Below are 18,118 nucleotides of genomic sequence, written 5' to 3'. Positions count from 1 at the left end.
GTCGCTCCCCATCCCCCGCCGTCGCCACCACCTCGGGCAACGCAACCGCTACCGCTACCGCTGATCCGTGCGCTGCAAAGCCGCCACGTCATAGCCATTCTTGCCAAATACCTCGGCGGCCCAGCGCCGCTCCGCCTCCGTCACCACAGGGTCACGGTGCAGCATCCAGCCCGCGAGCCGCGTCGGCGTGCCCACAAGCAGCGTGCGCCCGTCGCGGCTCTGCCCGATCACCCAATAGTCTCCGGCAAAGGGCACACCGCCCAGCTTCACCTTCAACTGCCCCGGCCCGACCGGAACCGCCGTGCCGCTGATCTGCACCACCTGCCCGTCCCGCCGACAGCGGTTCACCACGCTCAGCCCCCCGTCGATCACACCATAGGTTGCCGTGGTGTGGCTGCATCCGTCCTGAAACGGCGCGGGAAAACTGGCCACCTCATACCAGGTGCCGACCAGCCGCTCGGGCGCGACATCGACCACATACATCGGCGCAAAGGCATAGCGCGGCGAGGGCGTATGAAAATCACACCCCGCCAAAGCCAGCACAGACAGCAGAAGAAGCCGTTTCATAGCGGCGCCCTCTTCTCCAGCTTCAGCCGCGCCCGCACCTCGGCGGGGGTAATCACCCGCGCGCCGAGGTTCTCGATGATGGTGGCCGCGCGCTCCACCAGTTGCGCATTGGTCGCCAGCACCCCTTTGTCGAGCCAGAGGTTATCCTCCAGCCCCACCCGCACATTGCCGCCGCCCAGCACCGCCGCCGCCACATAGGGCATCTGGTGCCGACCCAGCGCAAAGGCGCTCCAGTGCCACCCCGATGGCACGTTGTTCACCATCGCCATGAATGTGTTCAGATCATCCGGCGCGCCCCACGGCACGCCCATGCACAGCTGCACCAGCACCGGGTCGGGGATCACGCCTTCGCGCACCAATTCCTTTGCCAGCCACAGATGGCCGGTGTCAAAGGCCTCGATCTCGATGCGCACACCCGCCGCCGTCATCCGCCGCGCCATGTCACGCAACATGCCGGGGGTGTTCACCATCACATAATCGGCCTCGTTGAAGTTCATCGTGCCGCAATCCAGCGTGCAGATCTCGGGGCGGCAATCGACCACATGCGCCACCCGCTCGGCCGCGCCCGCCATGTCCGAGCGCGGGCCGATGCGGCCCATATCCTCGGTGCCCTCGAAATAGATGTCGCCGCCCATGCCTGCGGTCAGGTTCAACACCACATCCTCGCCCGCATCGCGGATACGTTCGGTGACCTCGCGATACAGCGCCAGCGCGCGTGACGGCTTTCCCGTCTCGGGGTCGCGCACATGGCAATGCACCACGGCGGCCCCCGCCTTGGCGGCATCAATCGCCGAATCGGCAATCTGCTTCGGGCTGCGCGGCACATGCGGGCTGCGATCCTGCGTGCCGCCCGATCCGGTCACGGCACAGGTGATGAAAACCTCGCGGTTCATGGTCAGTGGCATCGCGCCCTCCCCTTCTGCTTGAGGCCAGCTTAACGCCCTTGCCAGCCCGCGCTTTGCGTTTTACGAAATCACGATGACGGAAAATGCCCTGTTCAGCGCCGCGACCCGACCGCTCGATCTCGTCGTTCTGGTGCTGCCGCATTGCTCCATCCTCGAGGTGGCCAGCGTGCTCGACCCCCTGCGCGCCGCCAACCGCCATCTGGGGCGCGACGCCTTCCGCTTCCGCATCGTCACGCCGGATGGCCAGCCCGCGCCGCTGACCTGCGGCATCGAACTGCCGTCCTCCGGCGCGCTCGCCGCCGCCAAGGGGGCCGACCTTCTGATGGTGATCGCAGGCTACCGTCTGGCCGAGGTGGCAACCCGCCCGCTGATCCGCGATCTGCGCCGCATGGCCCCGCTCTGCGCCGCCATCGGCGGGGTCGATGCCGCGCCTTGGGTGCTGGCCCGCGCAGGGCTGCTGGACGGCCACCGCGCCACCGTGCATTGGGAGGACCTCGAAGACCTTGCCCATGCCCATCCGCATGTCACCGTCAGCCCCGACCGCTTCGTGATCGACCGCAACCGTCTGACCGCCGCAGGCGCAGCCCCGGCCTATGATCTGATGCTGCACCTGATCCGCGCCCGCCACGGCGCAGGGCTGGCGCGTCAGGTGGCGCAAAGCTTCCTGCAACCGCCCCGCCCCGGCCATACCGCCCAGATCACCGCAACCGCAGGCCCCTCCCCTCCCGAACCGGGCTATGATCCGCGCGTCGCCCGCGTGCTGGCCCGGATGGAGGCAACCCTTGACAGCCCCGAACCTGTCAGCGCCCTCGCCGCCCGCGTCGGCCTTTCGGCCCGCAGGCTGGAAAGCCTCTTTCGCGACAATCTGGGCACCACGCCGGGGGCGCATGCCCTCTCGCTGCGCCTCGCCGCGGCACGGCGCATGCTGACCGATACCGCACACCCCCTGTCCGAAATCGCCCTGCGCTGCGGGTTTTCCAGCCCCGCCACCCTGTCCCGCGCCTTCCGCCGCGCCTTCGCCTGCGCCCCGGCCTCGCTCCGGCGGCAGCGGGATTAGGGGGGCGCTGCCCCCCGCCTGCGGCCCCCCCGGAGTATTTTCAAAGCAGCAATGCAAGGCCTGTTGCGCCCCCCTGAATTGCTGCTTACCGAATACTCCGGGGGATGGGCCAAAGGCCCAAGGGGGCAGCGCCCCCTTTCCCCAGAAGATGAAGAAAGTCTTAACCCCGCAGGTCAAGCCCTTGATTTAAAATGACTCGTCCGCCTGTAACACAGGGGGCGCTCACACCTCCTCCAAAAGCCCGCGCCCCTTGAGCAAGGCCTCCACCCCCGGCATCCGCCCCCTGAAGCGGGTGTAGAGGCTCTCCGCCTCCTCGGACCCGCCCGCCGCCAGAATGAACCGCTCCAGCCGCCCCGCCGTGGCCGGATCAAACGGGTCCCCCGCCTCCTCGAAGGCCGCGAAGGCGTCGGCATCCATCACCTCGGACCACATGTAGGAGTAGTAGCCCGACGAATACCCGTCACCGGAAAACACATGGGCAAAATGGGGCGTCGCGTGCCGCATCCGGATCGCCCGCGGCATCCCCAGCGCCTCCAGCACCTCGGCCTGCTTCTGCATGGGATCGGCGGGGGCCGCGCCGTCATGGAAGGCCAGATCGACCATGGCCGAGGCGATGAACTCCACCGTGGCAAAGCCCTGGTCATAGGTGCCCGCCGCCAGCAACCGCTCCAGCATGTCCGCAGGCATCGGCGCGCCTGTCTGCCAGTGCCGCGCATGCTGCTCCAGCACCGCAGGCACCTCCAGCCAATGCTCGTAAAGCTGACTGGGCAGTTCGACAAAATCCCGCGCAACCGAGGTGCCCGAGATGAAACCGTAGGTCACATCGGACAGCATCTGGTGCAGCGCATGGCCGAACTCATGGAACAGCGTGCGCGCGTCATCATAGGACAACAGCGCCGGATTCCCCTTGGCGAAGTTGCAGACATTGACGACGATCGGCCGCACCTCTCCGCCCAGCTTGCGCTGCGATCGCATGGCCGAACACCACGCCCCCGACCGCTTCGAGGCGCGCGCGAAGTAATCCCCTAGGAAAACTGCAACATGAGCCCCGTTCCGCGTCACTTCCCATCCGCGCACATCAGGGTGGTAGAACGGCCCCTCAAGTTCGCGGAACTCCAGCCCGAACAGACGCGCCGCACAATCAAACTGCGCGGCAAGCATCGCCTCCAGCGACAGATAGGGCTTGAGCGCGGCCTCATCGAGATCACGCTCCAACCGCCGCCGTTTCTCGCTGTAATACCGCCAGTCCCAAGGCTCCAGCGGCCCCGAGATCCCATCCTCATGCAGCATCGCCTCGAGCACCGCCGCATCCGCCTCGGCCTTGCGCTTGGCGGGCTGCCAGACCCGCATCAACAGGTCACGCACCGCCGCTGGAGTCTTGGCCATCTCGGGTTCCAGCTTGTACTCGGCAAAGCTTGCATAGCCCAGCAGCGCCGCCCGCTCGGCCCGCAAGGCAAGGATTTCCGCCGCGATCGCGCGATTGTCCTGCGCGTTGCCATTCGCCCCCCGCGCACCCCATGCCTCGAAGGCGCGCTCGCGCAAGGCGCGGCGGGGAGAGAATTGCAGGAACGGCACGATGAGCGAGCGGTTGAGCGTGACGATCGGCCCACCCGCGCCGCGTTCCTCGCCCGCCGCCCGAGCAGCAGCCACGACAAACTCGGGCAGCCCTTCCACATCCGCCTCGGCCAGCGGCATGAACCAGTCGCGCTCCTCGGCCAGAAGGTTCTGGCTGAACTGCGTCCCCAAAACCGCAAGGCGCGATTTCACCTCGGTCAGGCGCGCAGCCGCCTCGCCCTCCAGAAGCGCCCCGGAACGCACGAACATCTGCCGGTATAGGGTGAGCACCCGCAGCTGTTCCGGCGTCAGGTCCAGCGTCTCCCGTCCTTGCCACAGGGCCTCGATCCGCGCGAACAACGGCTTGTTATTCGATACCTCCGAGGAAAAGGCGCTCATCTTCGGGGCCAGTTCGCGCATGAGCGCCTCGCGCGTGTCATTCGCATCTGCGCCGGAAAGATTGTAGAACACCCCCGCCACCCGGTCGAGCGCGCCCTCGGCCAACTCGAGCGCCTCGATCACATTGGCAAAAGTGGGCGCCTCTTCATTCTGGGCGATGGCGTTGATATTGGCCCGCGCCGCGGCAAGGGCCGCATCAAAGGCAGGGCCGAAATCCTCGTCGCGGATCTCGTCAAAGGGCGGCAATCCGAAAGGTGTGGTCCAGTCGTGTGCGAATATGGTCATCGGGCTCTCCTTTGCCTGCAAAGCTAGGCATGCGCAGGGCAAAGGTCCACACCCCGCAGCGTTGCGCCTGTTTGAGAGACTCCCCGACGAAGCGCATCCGCGCCTTGCCGCTAGCGAAAGCGGTCCAACAGCCTTTGCATCGGGCTGCGGCTGTCCTCTTGCGGCTCTGTCTCTGTCCGAGCGGCAGGGGCCGCTGGCTGGGCAGCCGGGGGCGCAGGCCGTGCCTTTTCGGAAGAGCGCGGCGGCGCCACCCGCAGGGCGACCGCGTTCATGAATTTCTGGCCATCACCTGCCGCCAGATGTGGTGCCCCGTCAGACAGGCCGCGAAGCAAATCGTCCAGCCAGTCCTGATCGGACTTGGCAAAATCATGCAGCACGTAAGCGGCCACCGCATCCTTGTGACCCGGATGCCCGATGCCAAGGCGAACGCGGCGATACCCTTCGCCCACCATCCCGCTGATCGAGCGCAGGCCGTTATGCCCGGCATGGCCGCCGCCTTCCTTGATCCTGCATTTGCCGGGGGCAAGATCAAGCTCGTCATGAAAGACCGTGATTTCGGCAAGGGTCAGCTTGTAGAAGGCCATTGCCGCCTGAACCGATTGGCCCGACAGGTTCATGAAAGTGCCCGGCTTGACCAGCAGCACCTTTTCAGAACCCAGACGGCCCTCGGCCACCTCTCCCTTGAAGGCCGATTTCCACGGACCAAAGCCATGATCGGCGGCGATCCTGTCCATTGCCATGAAGCCGATGTTATGGCGGTTGCCCGCATATTTCGCACCGGGATTTCCAAGGCCGACAAAGAGTTTCATCATGCTCTCCTTCGCCCTCCTCCTTGACGAAGCCCGCCCCGCCCGTCAAGCATCGGCTCAGCAAATGGGAGCCTGCATGCGCTTTGCCGTCGTCTGTTCTGTCCGCAACGAAGGGCCGTTTCTGGTGGAATGGGTGGCGTGGTACAAGCGGCTCGGCTTCACCGACATTGTCGTTGTCACCAATGATTGCACCGACCATTCGCCCGCCTTGCTCGACGCGCTGCACCCCGAGGGGGTGACACACCTGCGCCATGACGTCCCCGACGGGGTCGACATTTGCGCCCGCAAACTGGAAGCGGCCAAGGCACTACCGCAGGTTTCAAAGGCCGATTGGGTTCTGGTCTGTGACGTGGACGAATTTCTGGTGATCCATAACGGGCAAGGCCAGATCACCGATCTGATCCCCGACACTGCCGATTTTCTGGGTATGGCGATCAATTGGCGGGTGTTCGGCACCTCGGGTCTTGGCCTATGGTCAGACGGGCTCACGCACCTCCAGTTCCGCAGTTGCGCGAAATCCCACGATTTTTCGTCGACTTGGGTCAAGACGTTGCACGCCAGACCCGACTGGTTCCGCAAGTTGGGTGAACATGGGCCAAAGCGGCTGAAGCGCCGCCATGCCCTGCGCTGGGGTGAACCGGGCATGCGCTGGGTCAATGCCGATGGTGCCGACATTCCCGAATGGACCCCGGGCGGCGATTACCTGCGCCGCGTTCCGCTGGAGAGGGTCAGCCATGCGACCGCGCAGATGAACCACTACATGGTGCGCGCGGCCGAGAGCTTCGAGTTGAAGCGCGGCAGCCTGTCTCCGGTTGCGGGCAAGGATCGTTACACCGACGGTTACTTTGACCGCTACAACCGAAACGAAGCTGTGGATGACAGCGCGCTGCGTCATAGGGCAGAGTTCGACCGGGTTCATGCAAGGCTGATGGCCCTGCCCGACGTGGCGCGGCTGCATCATCTGTGCTGCGCCGATTATGTCGCGAGGCTGGCGGCCAAAGCCGGAACAAACGTAAAGGACGACCCGCGCCACGCCCATCATCTTGGCTTGGCGGGTGGCTAGAACGGGGGGGTGCACATGCACGAAGGGTCTTGCCAGTGCGGCGCGGTGCGCTTTCGCGTAAAGGGGGCCTTGCCGCCCCCTAATGCCTGCCATTGCACCATGTGTCGCAAGCAATCCGGGCATGTCTTCGCTTCGACCGAAGTGAAGAAAGCCGATCTCGCTGTGACCGGGGCCGAGCATGTCACATGGTATGCGTCATCGCCCAAGGTCAGGCGCGGATTTTGCGCGCGGTGCGGATCTTCGCTGTTCTGGGACCCGCCGCAGCGTGACTGGATCGCGGTGGCGATGGGGGCTTTTGACGGGCCGACGCAGACAGCGCTCCATCTGCATATCTTTGTGGCTGACAAGGGCGACTATTATGAAATCGCCGATGGCCTGCCACAGAACGCCCAGTAACAAAAGGCGCGGCAGGTCTCCCCGCCGCGCCCTTGCTTGCCTTATCGGCGCAAGAGTTATTCAGCGCTTTCGGCGTTGTCGTCCGAACGCAGGCCCGAGGGCGCAGCGATGTTGGCGATCACGAAGTTCCGCGCGATGGTCGGCTTCACGCCTTCGGGCAGGGTGACGTCGCCGATGTGGATGACATCGCCGATGTTCTTGCCGGTCAGGTCAACCGTGATGTGATCCGGAATGTCACCGGCGGTCACTTCCAGTTCGACTTCGGGACGCACCACGGTGAGCGTGCCGCCACGCTTCAGGCCGGGGGCCTTGTCATGGTTTTCGAAGTTCACGTGAATGAACAGATTGATACGCGAGGTGCGACGCAGGCGCATCAGGTCGACGTGGGTCGGAAGGTCCTTCACCACATCACGCTGCACACCGCGGCAGATCACGCGGACATCTTCCTGACCTTCAACCTTGAGGTTGAACAGCGTCGAAAGGAACCGGCCCTTGCGCAGTTTGGTCAGCAGATAGTTGTATTTGATGTTGATCGGTTGCGGGTCCACACCGCCACCGTAAACAATACCGGGCACGAGTTGCTCACGACGAGCTTGACGGGCGGCCCCCTTGCCTGTCCCCGTACGTGCCTCGGCGATCAGATCAGGGATCTCACCAGCCATTGCAGTTCTCCATATAAATAAGTCCACCGCCCTCCAAGGGTGCGCGGCGCGACCGGGGGGCTATAGCGGGGAATCAGCGCGGGGGAAAGCGGAAATTGCCCCTTTCTTTCCCTATTGCTGCAAGCCTCGCGCAAGCGCGGCAAGGGTGAGGGAGCGGAAGGCCGACGCGCTGTTTGCCGCCACTGATGGCGCAAGGACCGGAACCGCCGCCCAGCCAGCCCGGTTGTTCCCCGACACCAGAGGGCGCCGGAGCCCGCGCGCGTCGCCCCGCATGGGCGCTCCGTCGCCTTGGGGATGGCGGCGGCACGCTGCCTCTGCTAGGTCCGGCTGGTAAGAACGGAGTCCCCCCTATGGCCAATCTCGTGACAGTCGCGCGTGCGCCGCTGGCCGCATTTGCTGGCATGGGCGTGGTCTGGGGCAGTTTTGCCGCCGCCCTGCCCGACATAAAGGCGATGCTGGCGGTCGATGAGGCGCAGTTGGGCCTTTTGTTGCTGTTCACACCGCTCGCGGCGGTAACGGCCATGCTGCTGGCGCCCGCGTTCGGGGCGGCGATGGGTCGGCTTGCGCTGCCGCTCGCGGCGCTCGTCATGGGGCTGGGCGTCGCCTTGCCGGGGCAAACCGCCAGTCTGGTGCTGTTTCCACTGGCGATGATGATCTGCGGGGCGGGCACCGGACTGACAGATGTTTTGATGAATGCCCGCGTGGCCGAGTTGGAAAACACCCGCAAAATTCACCTGATGAACCTGTGTCATGCCGCCTACAGTTTCGGCTATGCCGGTGCGGCCATCGGCACAGGCGTGATGCGGGGCGCAGGCTGGGGGCCGGATTGGGTGCTGGGCAGCATGGCGCTTGCCGCCGGCGCGCTTGCACTGACCACGTGGGAGCCGGACGGCCAGATCAGCGGATTGCGCAAGCCCAAGGGGCCGGGGGCTGCGGCCCTTGGCCTGCTGCCATTGCTGGGGGGGGCGGTGGTGCTGATCGCCTTCATGACAGAGAACGCGGCCGAAGCATGGTCAGCGCTGCATATCGAAAAGACCCTGGGCGGCAGCCCCGAACAGGGCGCACTCGGACCGGCAGCCCTGGCGCTGACAATGGGATTTGCCCGCCTCGCGGGGCAAGGTCTGGCGCAGCGCGTTGACCCTTACCGCCTGTTGACAGGCGGTGCGCTGATCGCGGCACTGGGGGCCTTGGGTGCGGCAGCGGCGCAAACGCCCGCGATGGCCTATGCCGGGTTCATCGTGATGGGGCTGGGGGCCTCTGTCATCGCGCCGACTGCATTTTCTCTGGTCGGCCGCCTCGCAAAGCCCGAGGCGCGGGCACGCGCGGTCGCGCGCGCCACCCTCTATGGCTATTTCGGCTACTTTTTCGGCCCGCCGATGCTCGGCTTTATCGCGGGCGGCTTCGGGCTGCGCTTTGCCTTTGTCTTTGCCGCCTGCCTGCTGCTGGCCGTGCTCGTGCTGTCGCCCCTGATGGCACGCACGACGCGCTGATTACTGCCAGCTGTCAGAAAATCCCTTCGGAATCAGAAGGTTGTGGCGGCCGAGGTCATGCACGTCACGCTCTCCGCACAGGGCCATCGTGGTATCGAGCTCTTTGCGGATGACCTCGAGTGCACGCGTCACTCCGGCCTCTCCCATCGCGCCCAGCCCATAGATGTAGCTGCGCCCGATCATGGTGCCCTTGGCCCCCATCGCCAAGGCCTTGAGCACATCCTGCCCAGAGCGGATGCCGGAATCCATCCAGACTTCAACCCTGTCTCCCACCGCATCGACAATCCGCGGCAACATGCGGATCGAAGACACCGCCCCGTCCAGCTGACGCCCGCCGTGGTTCGACACGACGATGGCATCGGCCCCGAAATCGGCGGCCTTGCGGGCATCCTCTTCGTCAAGGATACCCTTCAAGATGAACTTGCCGCCCCATTGGTCGCGGATACGGGCGATCTTGCTCCAGTCAAGCTGCGGGTCGAACTGGTCGGAAATCCAGCTCATCAGGCTCGACGTGTCGCCGACGCCTTTGACATGGCCCACGATATTGCCGAATTGCCGCCGCTTGGTGCCAAGCATTTCCAGCCCCCACCCCCATTTGGTGGCAAGGTCCAGAAGCACGGGCAAAGTCAGTTTGGGCGGAGCCGACAGGCCGTTTTTCAAATCCTTGTGCCGCTGCCCCAGAATTTGCAGATCAAGCGTCAGCACCAAGGCGCTGCATTTGGCATCCTTGGCCCGCTGGATGATGCGGTCGACGAAATCCTCGTCCTGCATGACATAAAGCTGAAACCAGAACGGGGCCGGGCTGTTGGCAGCCACATCCTCGATAGAGCAGATCGACATGGTCGACAGCGTGAACGGCACCCCGAACTTTGCAGCCGCGCGGGCCGCCTTGATCTCTCCGTCAGCGGCCTGCATCCCCGTCAACCCCACGGGGGCAAGGGCCACCGGCATTGTCACCGGAAACCCTGCCATCGTGCTGGCCACATTGCGGCCCAACATGTCGACGGCAACCTTCTGGCGCAACCGCAACTCGGCAAAATCGGACGTGTTCTCGCGGAAAGTCTGTTCGGTATAGCTGCCGGATTCCGCATAATCGTAAAACATCTTGGGCGTGCGGCGTTTGTGCATGCGCTTGAGGTCTTCGATACAAGTAATCACCGGCATGGCGCGCCCCCTTGATGTGGTCAAACATCCTTACCAATCGGCGAAGTCGCGCGCAATTGCAAAGGGCTGCAGGGCAAAAGCTGTTTCCCCTGTGGCCAAGATGCGCTAGCACGCGCCACAAAGACAGGAGACCAGCATGACGGCAGCGGTATTCATTGACGGTGAAGCGGGAACGACGGGTCTGCAGATCCGTGATCGTTTGCTGAAACGCGGCGATATCCGGCTGGTTCAGGTGGACCCGGCCCGGCGCAAGGATCCGGCGGCGCGGCGGGAGGCGTTTGCCGCCGCCGATGTGGCGATCCTGTGCCTGCCCGATGCGGCGGCGATCGAGGCGGTCGCGCTCTGCGAAGGGTTGCCGACCCGCATCATCGACGCCAGCACGGCCTATCGGGTCAACCCGGACTGGGCATTCGGATTTGCCGAGCTGTCCGCCGCCAACCGGGCGCGGATCGCGGGGGCGGCGCGGGTTTCCAATCCGGGCTGCTATTCGACGGGGTCGATCGCGCTGCTGGCACCCTTGGTCGCGGCGGGGCTGATCGCGGCGGATGCGGCGCTCTCGATCAACGCGGTCTCGGGGTATTCGGGCGGGGGCAAGGCGCTCATCTCGGAGTTCGAAGAGGGGACCGCGGGGGCGCATTTTGTTTACGGGCTGGAGCACAAGCACAAGCATATCCCCGAGATCATGGCACATTCGGGGCTGACGCGGCGGCCGATCTTTGTGCCTTCGGTGGGCAACTTTGCCCAGGGGATGGTCGTGCAGGTCCCGCTGCACCTGCCCAAGGGGCAGACGGCGGGGGAGTATCATGCGGCGCTGGCGGCCCATTATGAAGGGGCCCGGTTCGTGCGGGTGGTGGAGGGGGACAGCCTGCTGCCCCGCATCAACCCCGAGCGGCTGAACGGGACCAATGTGATGGAACTGTCCGTCCATGCCGGGCCGGAGGGGGACCGGGTGGTGCTGCTGGCCACGCTGGACAACCTTGGAAAAGGGGCCTCTGGCGCGGCGGTGCAGAACCTGAACCTGATGCTGGGCATGGAGGAAGGGGCCGGGCTGTAACACGGGGTTCCCCCTGTGTTACAGGGTTGACTGTCGTTTTATATCAATGGGTTGACCTGCGGCCCTTCATCTTTTGTTAACCTGCTCCCGCAGTCGGGCGCGGGGTAGCACGGTGCAGCGGATACGGGGGTTGACGGCGGCGGGGAGCGGCGCCTAGCCTGCCCCATTCCCTTTGCGCGCGAGATCCGACGCCCATGACAGACGCCCCGCTCAACCCCGACTTCCTGATTGCAACCGAACAGGGCCTGCGGGCGCTGTTCCCTGCCACGCATGACCTGGCCCTGCGCAAGTGCCAGCCCCGTCTGGACCGGCATGCGCGCGACTTCGTGGCGCGCTCGCCTTTTGTCTGCATCGGCACGCAGACCCCCGATGGCCGCGCCGATGTGAGCCCGCGTGGCGACCCTTGCGGCTTTGTGCAGGTGCTGGATGACCGGACGCTGCTGATCCCCGACCGGCCCGGCAACAACCGGCTGGACACCCTGAGCAACCTGATTGCCAACCCTGCCATCGGGCTTTTGTTCATGGTGCCGGGGTTCGACGACACGCTGCGGATCAACGGGCGGGCACAGGTGACACGCGACCCTGACGTTCTGGCGCGGCTGGCGGTGAACGGTCGGCTGCCCGGCGTCGCCATCGTGGTCAGCGTGACGGAGGTCTTCCTGCACTGCGCCAAGGCCTTCCGCCGGTCTGACCTGTGGAACCCCGAGCGGCGGCAGAACCGGCGCGAGATGCCATCGCTGGTGCATATGATCCTTGACCAGACCGGCGGCGCGCCCGAGGACCCGTCGGCGCTGGCAAAGTTGGACAGCGATCTTGAGGAGGCTTACCGCCAGTCCATGTATTGAGGGTGGGGCCTCTGCCGACAACAGGGACGCAAGGCGGCATGACAGACCATCGCTACAGCTTCCGCAGGGTGACGGCGGATGACGCCGACCTGCTGATGCGCTGGCAATCAAACCCGCATGTCCGCGCGTGGTGGGAGCCACGCGGCCCCTATAGCGCAGAAGAACTGGCGGATCGCCGCGTGCTGCGCCAGATCGTGACCTGTGAGGGCCGCCCCTTTGCCTTCATGCAGGATTATACGGTGCATGGCTGGGAGGATCATCATTTTGCCAGCCTTCCCGAGGGGTCGCGGGGGATCGACCAGTACATCGGTGCGCCCGACATGCTGGGCATCGGGCATGGACCGCGCTTTATCCGGGCGCGGATGCAGGCCTTGTTTGAGGCCGGGGCACCTGTGATTGCCACAGATCCGCACCCCGACAATGCCCGTGCGATCCGGGTCTACAGCACCCTTGGGTTCACGCAACTGGGCCCACCCCGGCAGACGCCGTGGGGGTTGATCCTGCCGATGGTGGCAAAGGCGTAAGCCGTGGCCTTGGCGGGCAAGGCCACAGGGTCAGGCCGCGTGGGCGCCTGCGGCGAGGGCGGCGACGTTGGCCAGCACTTCGGACACCGGCTTGCCTGCGCCGATATCCTTGACGATGGCGGAGCCGACGACGCAGCCGTCGGCCACGCTGGCGATGGCCTTTGCCGCGTCAGGCGTGTTGATGCCGAAGCCCACGATCACCGGCAGGTCGGTGGATTGTTTGATGCGCGCCACCTCTGGCCCCACATCGGCGGCTTGGGCGGCGGCGGCGCCGGTGATGCCGGTGACCGAGACGTAATAGACAAAGCCCGAGGTGTTTTTCAGCACGGCGGGCAGGCGCTTGGCGTCTGTCGTGGGCGTGGCGAGGCGGATGAAGTTCAGGCCCGCGGCTTGGGCGGGGATGCACAGCTCGCTGTCTTCTTCGGGTGGCAGGTCGACGACGATCAGGCCGTCGATGCCAGCCTCTTTCGCCTGGGCCAGAAAGCGATCGACGCCGCGCGCATAGATAGGGTTATAGTAACCCATCAGCACGATGGGCGTGGTCGCGTCGCCCGCGCGGAAGTCGCGCACCATATCAAGCACCTGATCCATCTTCATGTGATGGTCGAGCGCGCGCTGCCCTGCCAGCTGGATGGTGGGGCCATCGGCCATCGGGTCGGTGAAGGGCATGCCGAGTTCGATGATGTCGACCCCCGCCCCCGGCAGACCCTTCATCACTTCCAGAGATGTGGCGATATCGGGGTCGCCTGCCATGATATAGGCGACGAAGCCTTTTTTCCCCTGCTGGCGCAGGCGTGCGAAGGTCGCGTCGATTCTGGTCATGTCTGGCCCCATCCCGTTTGTCTGCCATGCGGTTTGCACGGGCGGGGCGGGAAAATCAATGGGGCGCGGCGGGGCTGGCGGGATTGATCCCGTGCCTTATCACGCTTAAGAGCCTGTCAACCGCCGGATGGAGAAGATCATGGGTTTCAAGATGGGTATCGTGGGTCTGCCGAATGTGGGCAAATCGACCCTGTTCAACGCGCTGACCCGGACGGCGGCGGCGCAGGCGGCGAACTTTCCGTTCTGCACCATCGAGCCGAATGTGGGCGAGGTGGCGGTGCCGGATGCGCGGCTGGACAAGCTGGCGGCGATTGCCGGATCAAAGCAGATCATCCCGACGCGGATGACCTTTGTCGATATTGCGGGTCTGGTGCGCGGCGCATCGAAGGGCGAGGGACTGGGCAACCAGTTTCTGGCCAATATCCGCGAATGCGATGCGATTGCCCATGTGCTGCGCTGTTTCGAGGATGGCGACATCACCCATGTGGAGGGGCGGATCGACCCTGTGGCGGATGCCGAGACGATTGAAACCGAGTTGATGCTGGCCGATCTGGAAAGCATCGAGCGGCGGCGGGCGAACCTTGCGCGCAAGATCAAGGGCGGCGACAAGGAGGCGGCGGATCAGGACCGCCTGCTGCTCTTGGCGCAGAAGGCGCTGGAGGATGGCAAGCCCGCCCGCACGGTCGAGGTGGCGGCGGATGACCTGCGCGCATGGCGGTTGCTGCAGTTGCTGACGTCGAAGCCGGTTCTCTATGTCTGCAATGTGGAGGAATCCTCGGCGGCGAGCGGCAACAGCCAGTCGGCGCGGGTGGCCGAGATGGCAAAGGCGCAAGGGGCCGGAACCGTGGTGATCTCGGCCCGGATCGAGGAAGAGATCAGCCAGTTGCCGCAGGACGAGGCAGAGATGTTCCTTGGCGAGATGGGGCTGGAGGAAGCGGGCCTCGACCGGCTGATCCGCGCGGGCTACGAGCTTTTGGGCTTGCAGACCTATTTCACCGTCGGGCCGAAGGAGGCGCGGGCCTGGACGATCCTGAAGGGCACGCTGGCCCCGCAGGCGGCAGGCGTCATCCACGGCGATTTCGAGAAGGGCTTCATCCGCGCGGAAACCGTGGCCTATGACGATTACATCGCCGGCAAGGGCGAGGCGGGCGCGAAAGAGGCGGGCAAGTTCCGGGTGGAAGGCAAGACCTATGAGGTCAAGGACGGGGATGTGCTGCACTTCCTGTTCAGCGGCTGAGGCTGGACGGAATCGCGACGTCTGGAACGGCAGTCAGCGGGGGCGCTGGCTGCCGTTTCGCGTTGTGGCGGGGGGGCGTGTTGAATTTGTTCCTGTTATGTTCTATATTCCGAGTCTGTAGAACAAGGAATGCTCGCCATGTCGTCCAGCACCTTTACCCTGCCCGCCACTCCGCGACAGATTGCCTATGCCCGCTCGCTTGCCCTGCGTAACCAGACGCTGTTGCCGTGGGAGGTGCAGCAGGACCGCCGCAGCCTGAGCGCATGGATCGAGGCGCAGGCGCAACTGGCCCCTGCGGCGGCGCTGGACGGGTTGCCGAGTTCGAAGCAGGTGGCCTTTGCCGAGCGGTTGGCGCGGATCAAGCGGCGCGCGGTGCCGGAGGCCTGTTTCCGCGACAAGGGGCTGATGGCCAAATGGATCGACGGCAACAAGTGAGGCCCGAAATTTCTTGTATAGCGGATAGATGGGCGCTATAGCGCCACCTACCGACGCGCCGATTTGAGCACCAGCTTGCGGGCGCGCAACAAATGCAGCTAAAGCGAAGGGGTCCTGCGGTCTTCTTCGATGTTTTGTGGTCACGACAGGCGTGGCCGGAAGGAGAGGACGATGCGTGACACCCTGCCTGCGCTGGAGGAAACCGGCGCGCAAATTCCGCTTGCCGACATTGCCCGCAGCCGCGCGGATTTTCCGGCGGCGCGGATGTCTTTTCATCTGGAGCTGGTTTGTGCGGGGCTGACGGGGCTTGGCGCGCTGTGTCTGGCCTTGGGGCGGGCGGGGCTGGAGCTGCGGTCTTTGCGGGTGGGTGACGCGGGGCGCGTGTCTTGCGTTCTAGCGGGCGACGGCACGGCGGACCTGACCGGCCTTGCGCTGGACTTGCCGCAGGTGGCCGCTTTGCGGCGCTGGACCACGCAACTGGAGTTCTGAGGTGGAAGCTTGGCCCCTTTCTGCCCTGCCCGACACCTGCACCGCCGCCATTTCCGTCATGACGGAATCTTATCCCCTATATTGACAAAGAGCCGCTTTGGCCCGAGCATGATCGCATAGCAGCGGAGGTGTCATGGCGCGGAACGAATTTCTTCAGGAGCTTTCCCGCACTCTGGCCGAGATTGAAGCGGCGGGCCTGTTCAAGCGCGAGCGGCAGATCACCTCGCCGCAATCGGCGCATGTGTCGGTAGATGGCCGGCCCCTGCTGAACCTCTGCGCCAACAATTACCTCGGGCTGGCGGATGACCCTGCCCTGATCGCGGCGGCGCACAAGGCACTGGACGAGCACGGGTTCGGCATGGCCTCGGTGCGGTTCATCTGCGGGACGCAGGATTTGCACCGCCGCCTCGAGGCGCGGATCGCGCAGTTTCTGGGGATGGAGGACAGCATCCTGTTCGCCGCCTGTTTCGATGCCAATGGCGGGCTGTTCGAGCCGCTGCTCGGGCCGGAAGATGCGGTGATTTCGGACGCGCTGAACCATGCGTCGATCATCGACGGCATCCGGCTGTGCAAGGCACGGCGTTATCGTTATGCCACGTCGGACATGGCCGATCTGGAGGCGCAACTGCAGGCTGCGCGGGCGGCGGGCGCGCGGCATATCCTGATTGCCACCGACGGCGTGTTTTCGATGGATGGCACGCTGGCCAAGCTGCCCGAGATCACGGCGCTGGCGGAGAAATACGGCGCGCTGACGATGGTGGATGATTGCCACGCCACAGGATTCATGGGGCCGCAGGGGCGCGGCACGCCTGCCCATGCGGGGGTGACGGTGGATATCCTGACCGGAACGCTGGGCAAGGCGCTTGGCGGGGCCTTGGGCGGCTATATAGCGGGGCCGCAGCCGGTGATCGACCTTTTGCGCCAACGCGCGCGGCCTTACCTGTTTTCCAACGCCCTGCCCCCCGCCATTGTGGCGGCAGGGCTGGCCGCGCTGGATATTATCGAGGCGGCGGATGATCTGCGCGCGCAACTGTTTGAAAACGCGGCCTATTGGCGCGCAGGGCTGACCGAGGCGGGCTTTACCCTGCTGGACGGCGCGCATCCGATCATTCCGGTGATGACGCATGAGGCGCCGCTGGCGCAGGCGATGGCGCGCGATCTGTTCGCGCGCGGGGTCTATGTTTCGGGCTTTTTCTTTCCGGTGGTGCCGAAGGGACAGGCGCGCATCCGCACGCAGATGAATGCGCGGCTGACGCGAGGGGATCTGGATTTCGCGCTGGAGCAGTTCCGCGCGGCGGGCAAGGCGGTGGGGGTGATCTGATGCGCAATGACATGCAGGCGCTGGCCAAGACCAGACCGGAACCGGGGCTGTGGATGGAGCGCCGCCCCGTGCCCGAGATCGGCCCCGATGACGTGCTGATCCGCATCCGCAAGACCGGCATTTGCGGCACCGACATTCACATCTGGAACTGGGATGACTGGGCCGCGCGCACCGTGCCGTTGGGGCTGGTCACGGGGCATGAGTTCGCGGGCGAGATCGTGGAATTGGGCCGCAATGTCACCGGCCTGTCGGTCGGGCAGCGCTGTTCGGGCGAGGGGCATCTGATTTCCAACCAGTCGCGGCAGAGCCGTGCGGGCAAGTTCCATCTTGACCCCGCAACGCGCGGCATTGGCGTGAACGAGCAAGGGGCATTCGCGCAATACCTGTGCCTGCCCGCGTTCAACGTGGTGCCGTTGCCCGACGAGATCGACGACGAGATCGGCGCGATCCTCGACCCGTTGGGCAATGCGGTGCATACGGCGCTGTCCTTCGATCTGGTGGGCGAGGATGTGCTGATTACCGGTGCGGGGCCGATCGGCATCATGGCGGCGGCGGTGGCGCGGCATGTGGGCGCGCGGCATGTGGTGATCACCGATGTGAACCCCGACCGGCTGGCCTTGGCGGCCGAGGTCACCGATGTGGTGCCGGTGAATGTGGCGACGCAAGATCTGCGCGACGTGGTGGCGGGCCTGAAGATGAAGCAGGGCTTTGACGTGGGCATGGAAATGTCGGGCAATCAGGCGGCGCTGGACCAGATGATCGAGCATCTGGTGATGGGCGGGCGGATTGCCATGCTGGGGATTCCGCCCGGAAAATCGCCGGTGGACTGGAGCCGGATCGTGTTCAAGGCGATCACCCTGAAGGGGGTATACGGGCGCGAGATCTTCGAGACATGGTACAAGATGATTGCCATGCTGGAAAACGGGCTGGACGTGCGGCGGGTCATCACGCACCGCTTTGATGTTGCGCAGTTCCGCGAGGGGTTCGAGGTGATGCGGGCCGGGTCCAGCGGCAAGGTGGTGCTGGACTGGGGCTGACGG

General features: G+C 65.1%; 19 protein-coding genes. 12 read left to right on the top strand and 7 right to left on the bottom strand.

The genetic code is table 11. The annotated features are described in order from the left end of the window. Positions 1-54: 54 nt before the first annotated feature. Together G3572_RS12335 and bcoG are read right to left on the bottom strand one after the other, a co-directional pair. The gene (locus G3572_RS12335) at positions 55-567 is read right to left on the bottom strand and encodes a lipocalin family protein (protein ID WP_164612217.1); all 513 of its coding nucleotides are present in this window, start codon (positions 565-567) and stop codon (positions 55-57) included. Continuing rightward, on the bottom strand, positions 564-1,472 hold the full coding sequence (gene bcoG, locus G3572_RS12330; protein ID WP_164612215.1) for a 3-dehydrocarnitine:acetyl-CoA trimethylamine transferase BcoG: 909 nt from the start codon (positions 1,470-1,472) through the stop codon (positions 564-566). The genes G3572_RS12335 and bcoG overlap by 4 nt, the downstream gene beginning before the upstream one ends. 73 nt (positions 1,473-1,545) lie before the next feature. Here bcoG and G3572_RS12325 point away from each other — a divergent pair, with 73 nt between their 5' ends. Continuing rightward, positions 1,546-2,529, top strand: a complete 984-nt coding sequence (locus G3572_RS12325; RefSeq protein ID WP_164612213.1) for a GlxA family transcriptional regulator — start codon at positions 1,546-1,548, stop codon at positions 2,527-2,529. Positions 2,530-2,751: 222 nt separating this feature from the next. Here G3572_RS12325 and G3572_RS12320 read toward each other — a convergent pair whose 3' ends face one another. Then, positions 2,752-4,767, bottom strand: coding sequence for a M3 family metallopeptidase (locus G3572_RS12320; RefSeq protein ID WP_164612211.1), 2,016 nt, complete (start codon positions 4,765-4,767; stop codon positions 2,752-2,754). A gap of 110 nt (positions 4,768-4,877) precedes the next feature. Continuing rightward, positions 4,878-5,576 carry an aminoacyl-tRNA hydrolase gene (pth, locus tag G3572_RS12315; protein WP_164612209.1) on the bottom strand — a complete coding sequence of 233 codons (699 nt, stop codon included), beginning with the start codon at positions 5,574-5,576 and terminating at the stop codon, positions 4,878-4,880. 76 nt (positions 5,577-5,652) lie between these two features. Here pth and G3572_RS12310 point away from each other — a divergent pair, with 76 nt between their 5' ends. Both G3572_RS12310 and G3572_RS12305 read left to right on the top strand, forming a co-directional pair. Next, the gene (locus G3572_RS12310) at positions 5,653-6,639 is read left to right on the top strand and encodes a glycosyltransferase family 2 protein (RefSeq protein ID WP_164612206.1); all 987 of its coding nucleotides are present in this window, start codon (positions 5,653-5,655) and stop codon (positions 6,637-6,639) included. 15 nt (positions 6,640-6,654) lie between these two features. Further along, a complete protein-coding gene (locus tag G3572_RS12305; protein ID WP_164612203.1) occupies positions 6,655-7,035 on the top strand; it encodes a GFA family protein in 381 nt (126 codons plus the stop codon). A gap of 56 nt (positions 7,036-7,091) precedes the next feature. On the opposite strand, the gene G3572_RS12300 is transcribed toward G3572_RS12305, so the two are convergent. Next, complete coding sequence (locus G3572_RS12300; RefSeq protein ID WP_164612201.1) at positions 7,092-7,697, bottom strand: 50S ribosomal protein L25/general stress protein Ctc; 606 nt, start codon at positions 7,695-7,697, stop codon at positions 7,092-7,094. 350 nt (positions 7,698-8,047) lie between these two features. Between G3572_RS12300 and G3572_RS12295 the strand changes: the two genes are divergently transcribed. Further along, positions 8,048-9,187, top strand: coding sequence for an MFS transporter (locus tag G3572_RS12295; RefSeq protein ID WP_164612199.1), 1,140 nt, complete (start codon positions 8,048-8,050; stop codon positions 9,185-9,187). Here the strand turns inward: G3572_RS12295 and G3572_RS12290 are convergent, their stop codons facing one another. Next, complete coding sequence (locus tag G3572_RS12290; protein ID WP_164612197.1) at positions 9,188-10,351, bottom strand: alpha-hydroxy acid oxidase; 1,164 nt, start codon at positions 10,349-10,351, stop codon at positions 9,188-9,190. Between the two features lie 136 nt (positions 10,352-10,487). Between G3572_RS12290 and argC the strand changes: the two genes are divergently transcribed. From argC to G3572_RS12275, 3 genes are all read left to right on the top strand, one after another. Further along, entirely contained in the window at positions 10,488-11,405 is a 918-nt protein-coding gene (gene argC / locus G3572_RS12285) for an N-acetyl-gamma-glutamyl-phosphate reductase (RefSeq protein WP_164612195.1), read from the top strand. A 194-nt stretch (positions 11,406-11,599) separates the two neighbouring features. Beyond that, positions 11,600-12,250 carry a pyridoxamine 5'-phosphate oxidase family protein gene (locus G3572_RS12280; protein WP_164612193.1) on the top strand — a complete coding sequence of 217 codons (651 nt, stop codon included), beginning with the start codon at positions 11,600-11,602 and terminating at the stop codon, positions 12,248-12,250. A gap of 38 nt (positions 12,251-12,288) precedes the next feature. Then, positions 12,289-12,774 (top strand): GNAT family N-acetyltransferase, encoded by a 486-nt coding sequence (locus G3572_RS12275; RefSeq protein WP_164612191.1) that lies wholly within the window; start codon positions 12,289-12,291, stop codon positions 12,772-12,774. Between the two features lie 30 nt (positions 12,775-12,804). Here the strand turns inward: G3572_RS12275 and trpA are convergent, their stop codons facing one another. Then, positions 12,805-13,596 (bottom strand): tryptophan synthase subunit alpha, encoded by a 792-nt coding sequence (gene trpA / locus G3572_RS12270; protein WP_164612189.1) that lies wholly within the window; start codon positions 13,594-13,596, stop codon positions 12,805-12,807. A gap of 139 nt (positions 13,597-13,735) precedes the next feature. Here trpA and ychF point away from each other — a divergent pair, with 139 nt between their 5' ends. From ychF to tdh, 5 genes are all read left to right on the top strand, one after another. Then, positions 13,736-14,833 (top strand): redox-regulated ATPase YchF, encoded by a 1,098-nt coding sequence (gene ychF, locus G3572_RS12265; RefSeq protein WP_164612188.1) that lies wholly within the window; start codon positions 13,736-13,738, stop codon positions 14,831-14,833. A gap of 138 nt (positions 14,834-14,971) precedes the next feature. After that, entirely contained in the window at positions 14,972-15,268 is a 297-nt protein-coding gene (locus tag G3572_RS12260) for a hypothetical protein (RefSeq protein WP_164612186.1), read from the top strand. Between the two features lie 171 nt (positions 15,269-15,439). After that, positions 15,440-15,757: a hypothetical protein gene (locus tag G3572_RS12255; protein ID WP_164612184.1), complete on the top strand. Its 318-nt coding sequence runs from the start codon at positions 15,440-15,442 to the stop codon at positions 15,755-15,757. 133 nt (positions 15,758-15,890) lie between these two features. Beyond that, entirely contained in the window at positions 15,891-17,078 is a 1,188-nt protein-coding gene (locus G3572_RS12250; RefSeq protein ID WP_164612182.1) for a glycine C-acetyltransferase, read from the top strand. A gap of 11 nt (positions 17,079-17,089) precedes the next feature. Beyond that, positions 17,090-18,115: an L-threonine 3-dehydrogenase gene (gene tdh / locus G3572_RS12245; protein WP_205518712.1), complete on the top strand. Its 1,026-nt coding sequence runs from the start codon at positions 17,090-17,092 to the stop codon at positions 18,113-18,115. Positions 18,116-18,118 lie beyond the last annotated feature (3 nt).

The organism is Pseudotabrizicola algicola, assembly GCF_010915705.1.
GTDB classification, from domain to species: Bacteria; Pseudomonadota; Alphaproteobacteria; order Rhodobacterales; family Rhodobacteraceae; genus Pseudotabrizicola; species Pseudotabrizicola algicola.
Note: the sequence above shows the minus strand (reverse complement) of the source record. Positions and strands in the feature narration are given on the sequence as shown.

What these genes read in the sequence shown, in the direction of transcription:
- G3572_RS12335 (WP_164612217.1), bottom strand. Translation starts at nt 567, where the DNA reads ATGAAACGGCTTCTTCTGCTGTCTGTGCTGGCTTTGGCGGGGTGTGAT.
- bcoG (WP_164612215.1), bottom strand. Translation starts at nt 1,472, where the DNA reads ATGCCACTGACCATGAACCGCGAGGTTTTCATCACCTGTGCCGTGACC.
- G3572_RS12325 (WP_164612213.1), top strand. Translation starts at nt 1,546, where the DNA reads ATGACGGAAAATGCCCTGTTCAGCGCCGCGACCCGACCGCTCGATCTC.
- G3572_RS12320 (WP_164612211.1), bottom strand. Translation starts at nt 4,767, where the DNA reads ATGACCATATTCGCACACGACTGGACCACACCTTTCGGATTGCCGCCC.
- pth (WP_164612209.1), bottom strand. Translation starts at nt 5,576, where the DNA reads ATGAAACTCTTTGTCGGCCTTGGAAATCCCGGTGCGAAATATGCGGGC.
- G3572_RS12310 (WP_164612206.1), top strand. Translation starts at nt 5,653, where the DNA reads ATGCGCTTTGCCGTCGTCTGTTCTGTCCGCAACGAAGGGCCGTTTCTG.
- G3572_RS12305 (WP_164612203.1), top strand. Translation starts at nt 6,655, where the DNA reads ATGCACGAAGGGTCTTGCCAGTGCGGCGCGGTGCGCTTTCGCGTAAAG.
- G3572_RS12300 (WP_164612201.1), bottom strand. Translation starts at nt 7,697, where the DNA reads ATGGCTGGTGAGATCCCTGATCTGATCGCCGAGGCACGTACGGGGACA.
- G3572_RS12295 (WP_164612199.1), top strand. Translation starts at nt 8,048, where the DNA reads ATGGCCAATCTCGTGACAGTCGCGCGTGCGCCGCTGGCCGCATTTGCT.
- G3572_RS12290 (WP_164612197.1), bottom strand. Translation starts at nt 10,351, where the DNA reads ATGCCGGTGATTACTTGTATCGAAGACCTCAAGCGCATGCACAAACGC.
- argC (WP_164612195.1), top strand. Translation starts at nt 10,488, where the DNA reads ATGACGGCAGCGGTATTCATTGACGGTGAAGCGGGAACGACGGGTCTG.
- G3572_RS12280 (WP_164612193.1), top strand. Translation starts at nt 11,600, where the DNA reads ATGACAGACGCCCCGCTCAACCCCGACTTCCTGATTGCAACCGAACAG.
- G3572_RS12275 (WP_164612191.1), top strand. Translation starts at nt 12,289, where the DNA reads ATGACAGACCATCGCTACAGCTTCCGCAGGGTGACGGCGGATGACGCC.
- trpA (WP_164612189.1), bottom strand. Translation starts at nt 13,596, where the DNA reads ATGACCAGAATCGACGCGACCTTCGCACGCCTGCGCCAGCAGGGGAAA.
- ychF (WP_164612188.1), top strand. Translation starts at nt 13,736, where the DNA reads ATGGGTTTCAAGATGGGTATCGTGGGTCTGCCGAATGTGGGCAAATCG.
- G3572_RS12260 (WP_164612186.1), top strand. Translation starts at nt 14,972, where the DNA reads ATGTCGTCCAGCACCTTTACCCTGCCCGCCACTCCGCGACAGATTGCC.
- G3572_RS12255 (WP_164612184.1), top strand. Translation starts at nt 15,440, where the DNA reads ATGCGTGACACCCTGCCTGCGCTGGAGGAAACCGGCGCGCAAATTCCG.
- G3572_RS12250 (WP_164612182.1), top strand. Translation starts at nt 15,891, where the DNA reads ATGGCGCGGAACGAATTTCTTCAGGAGCTTTCCCGCACTCTGGCCGAG.
- tdh (WP_205518712.1), top strand. Translation starts at nt 17,090, where the DNA reads ATGCAGGCGCTGGCCAAGACCAGACCGGAACCGGGGCTGTGGATGGAG.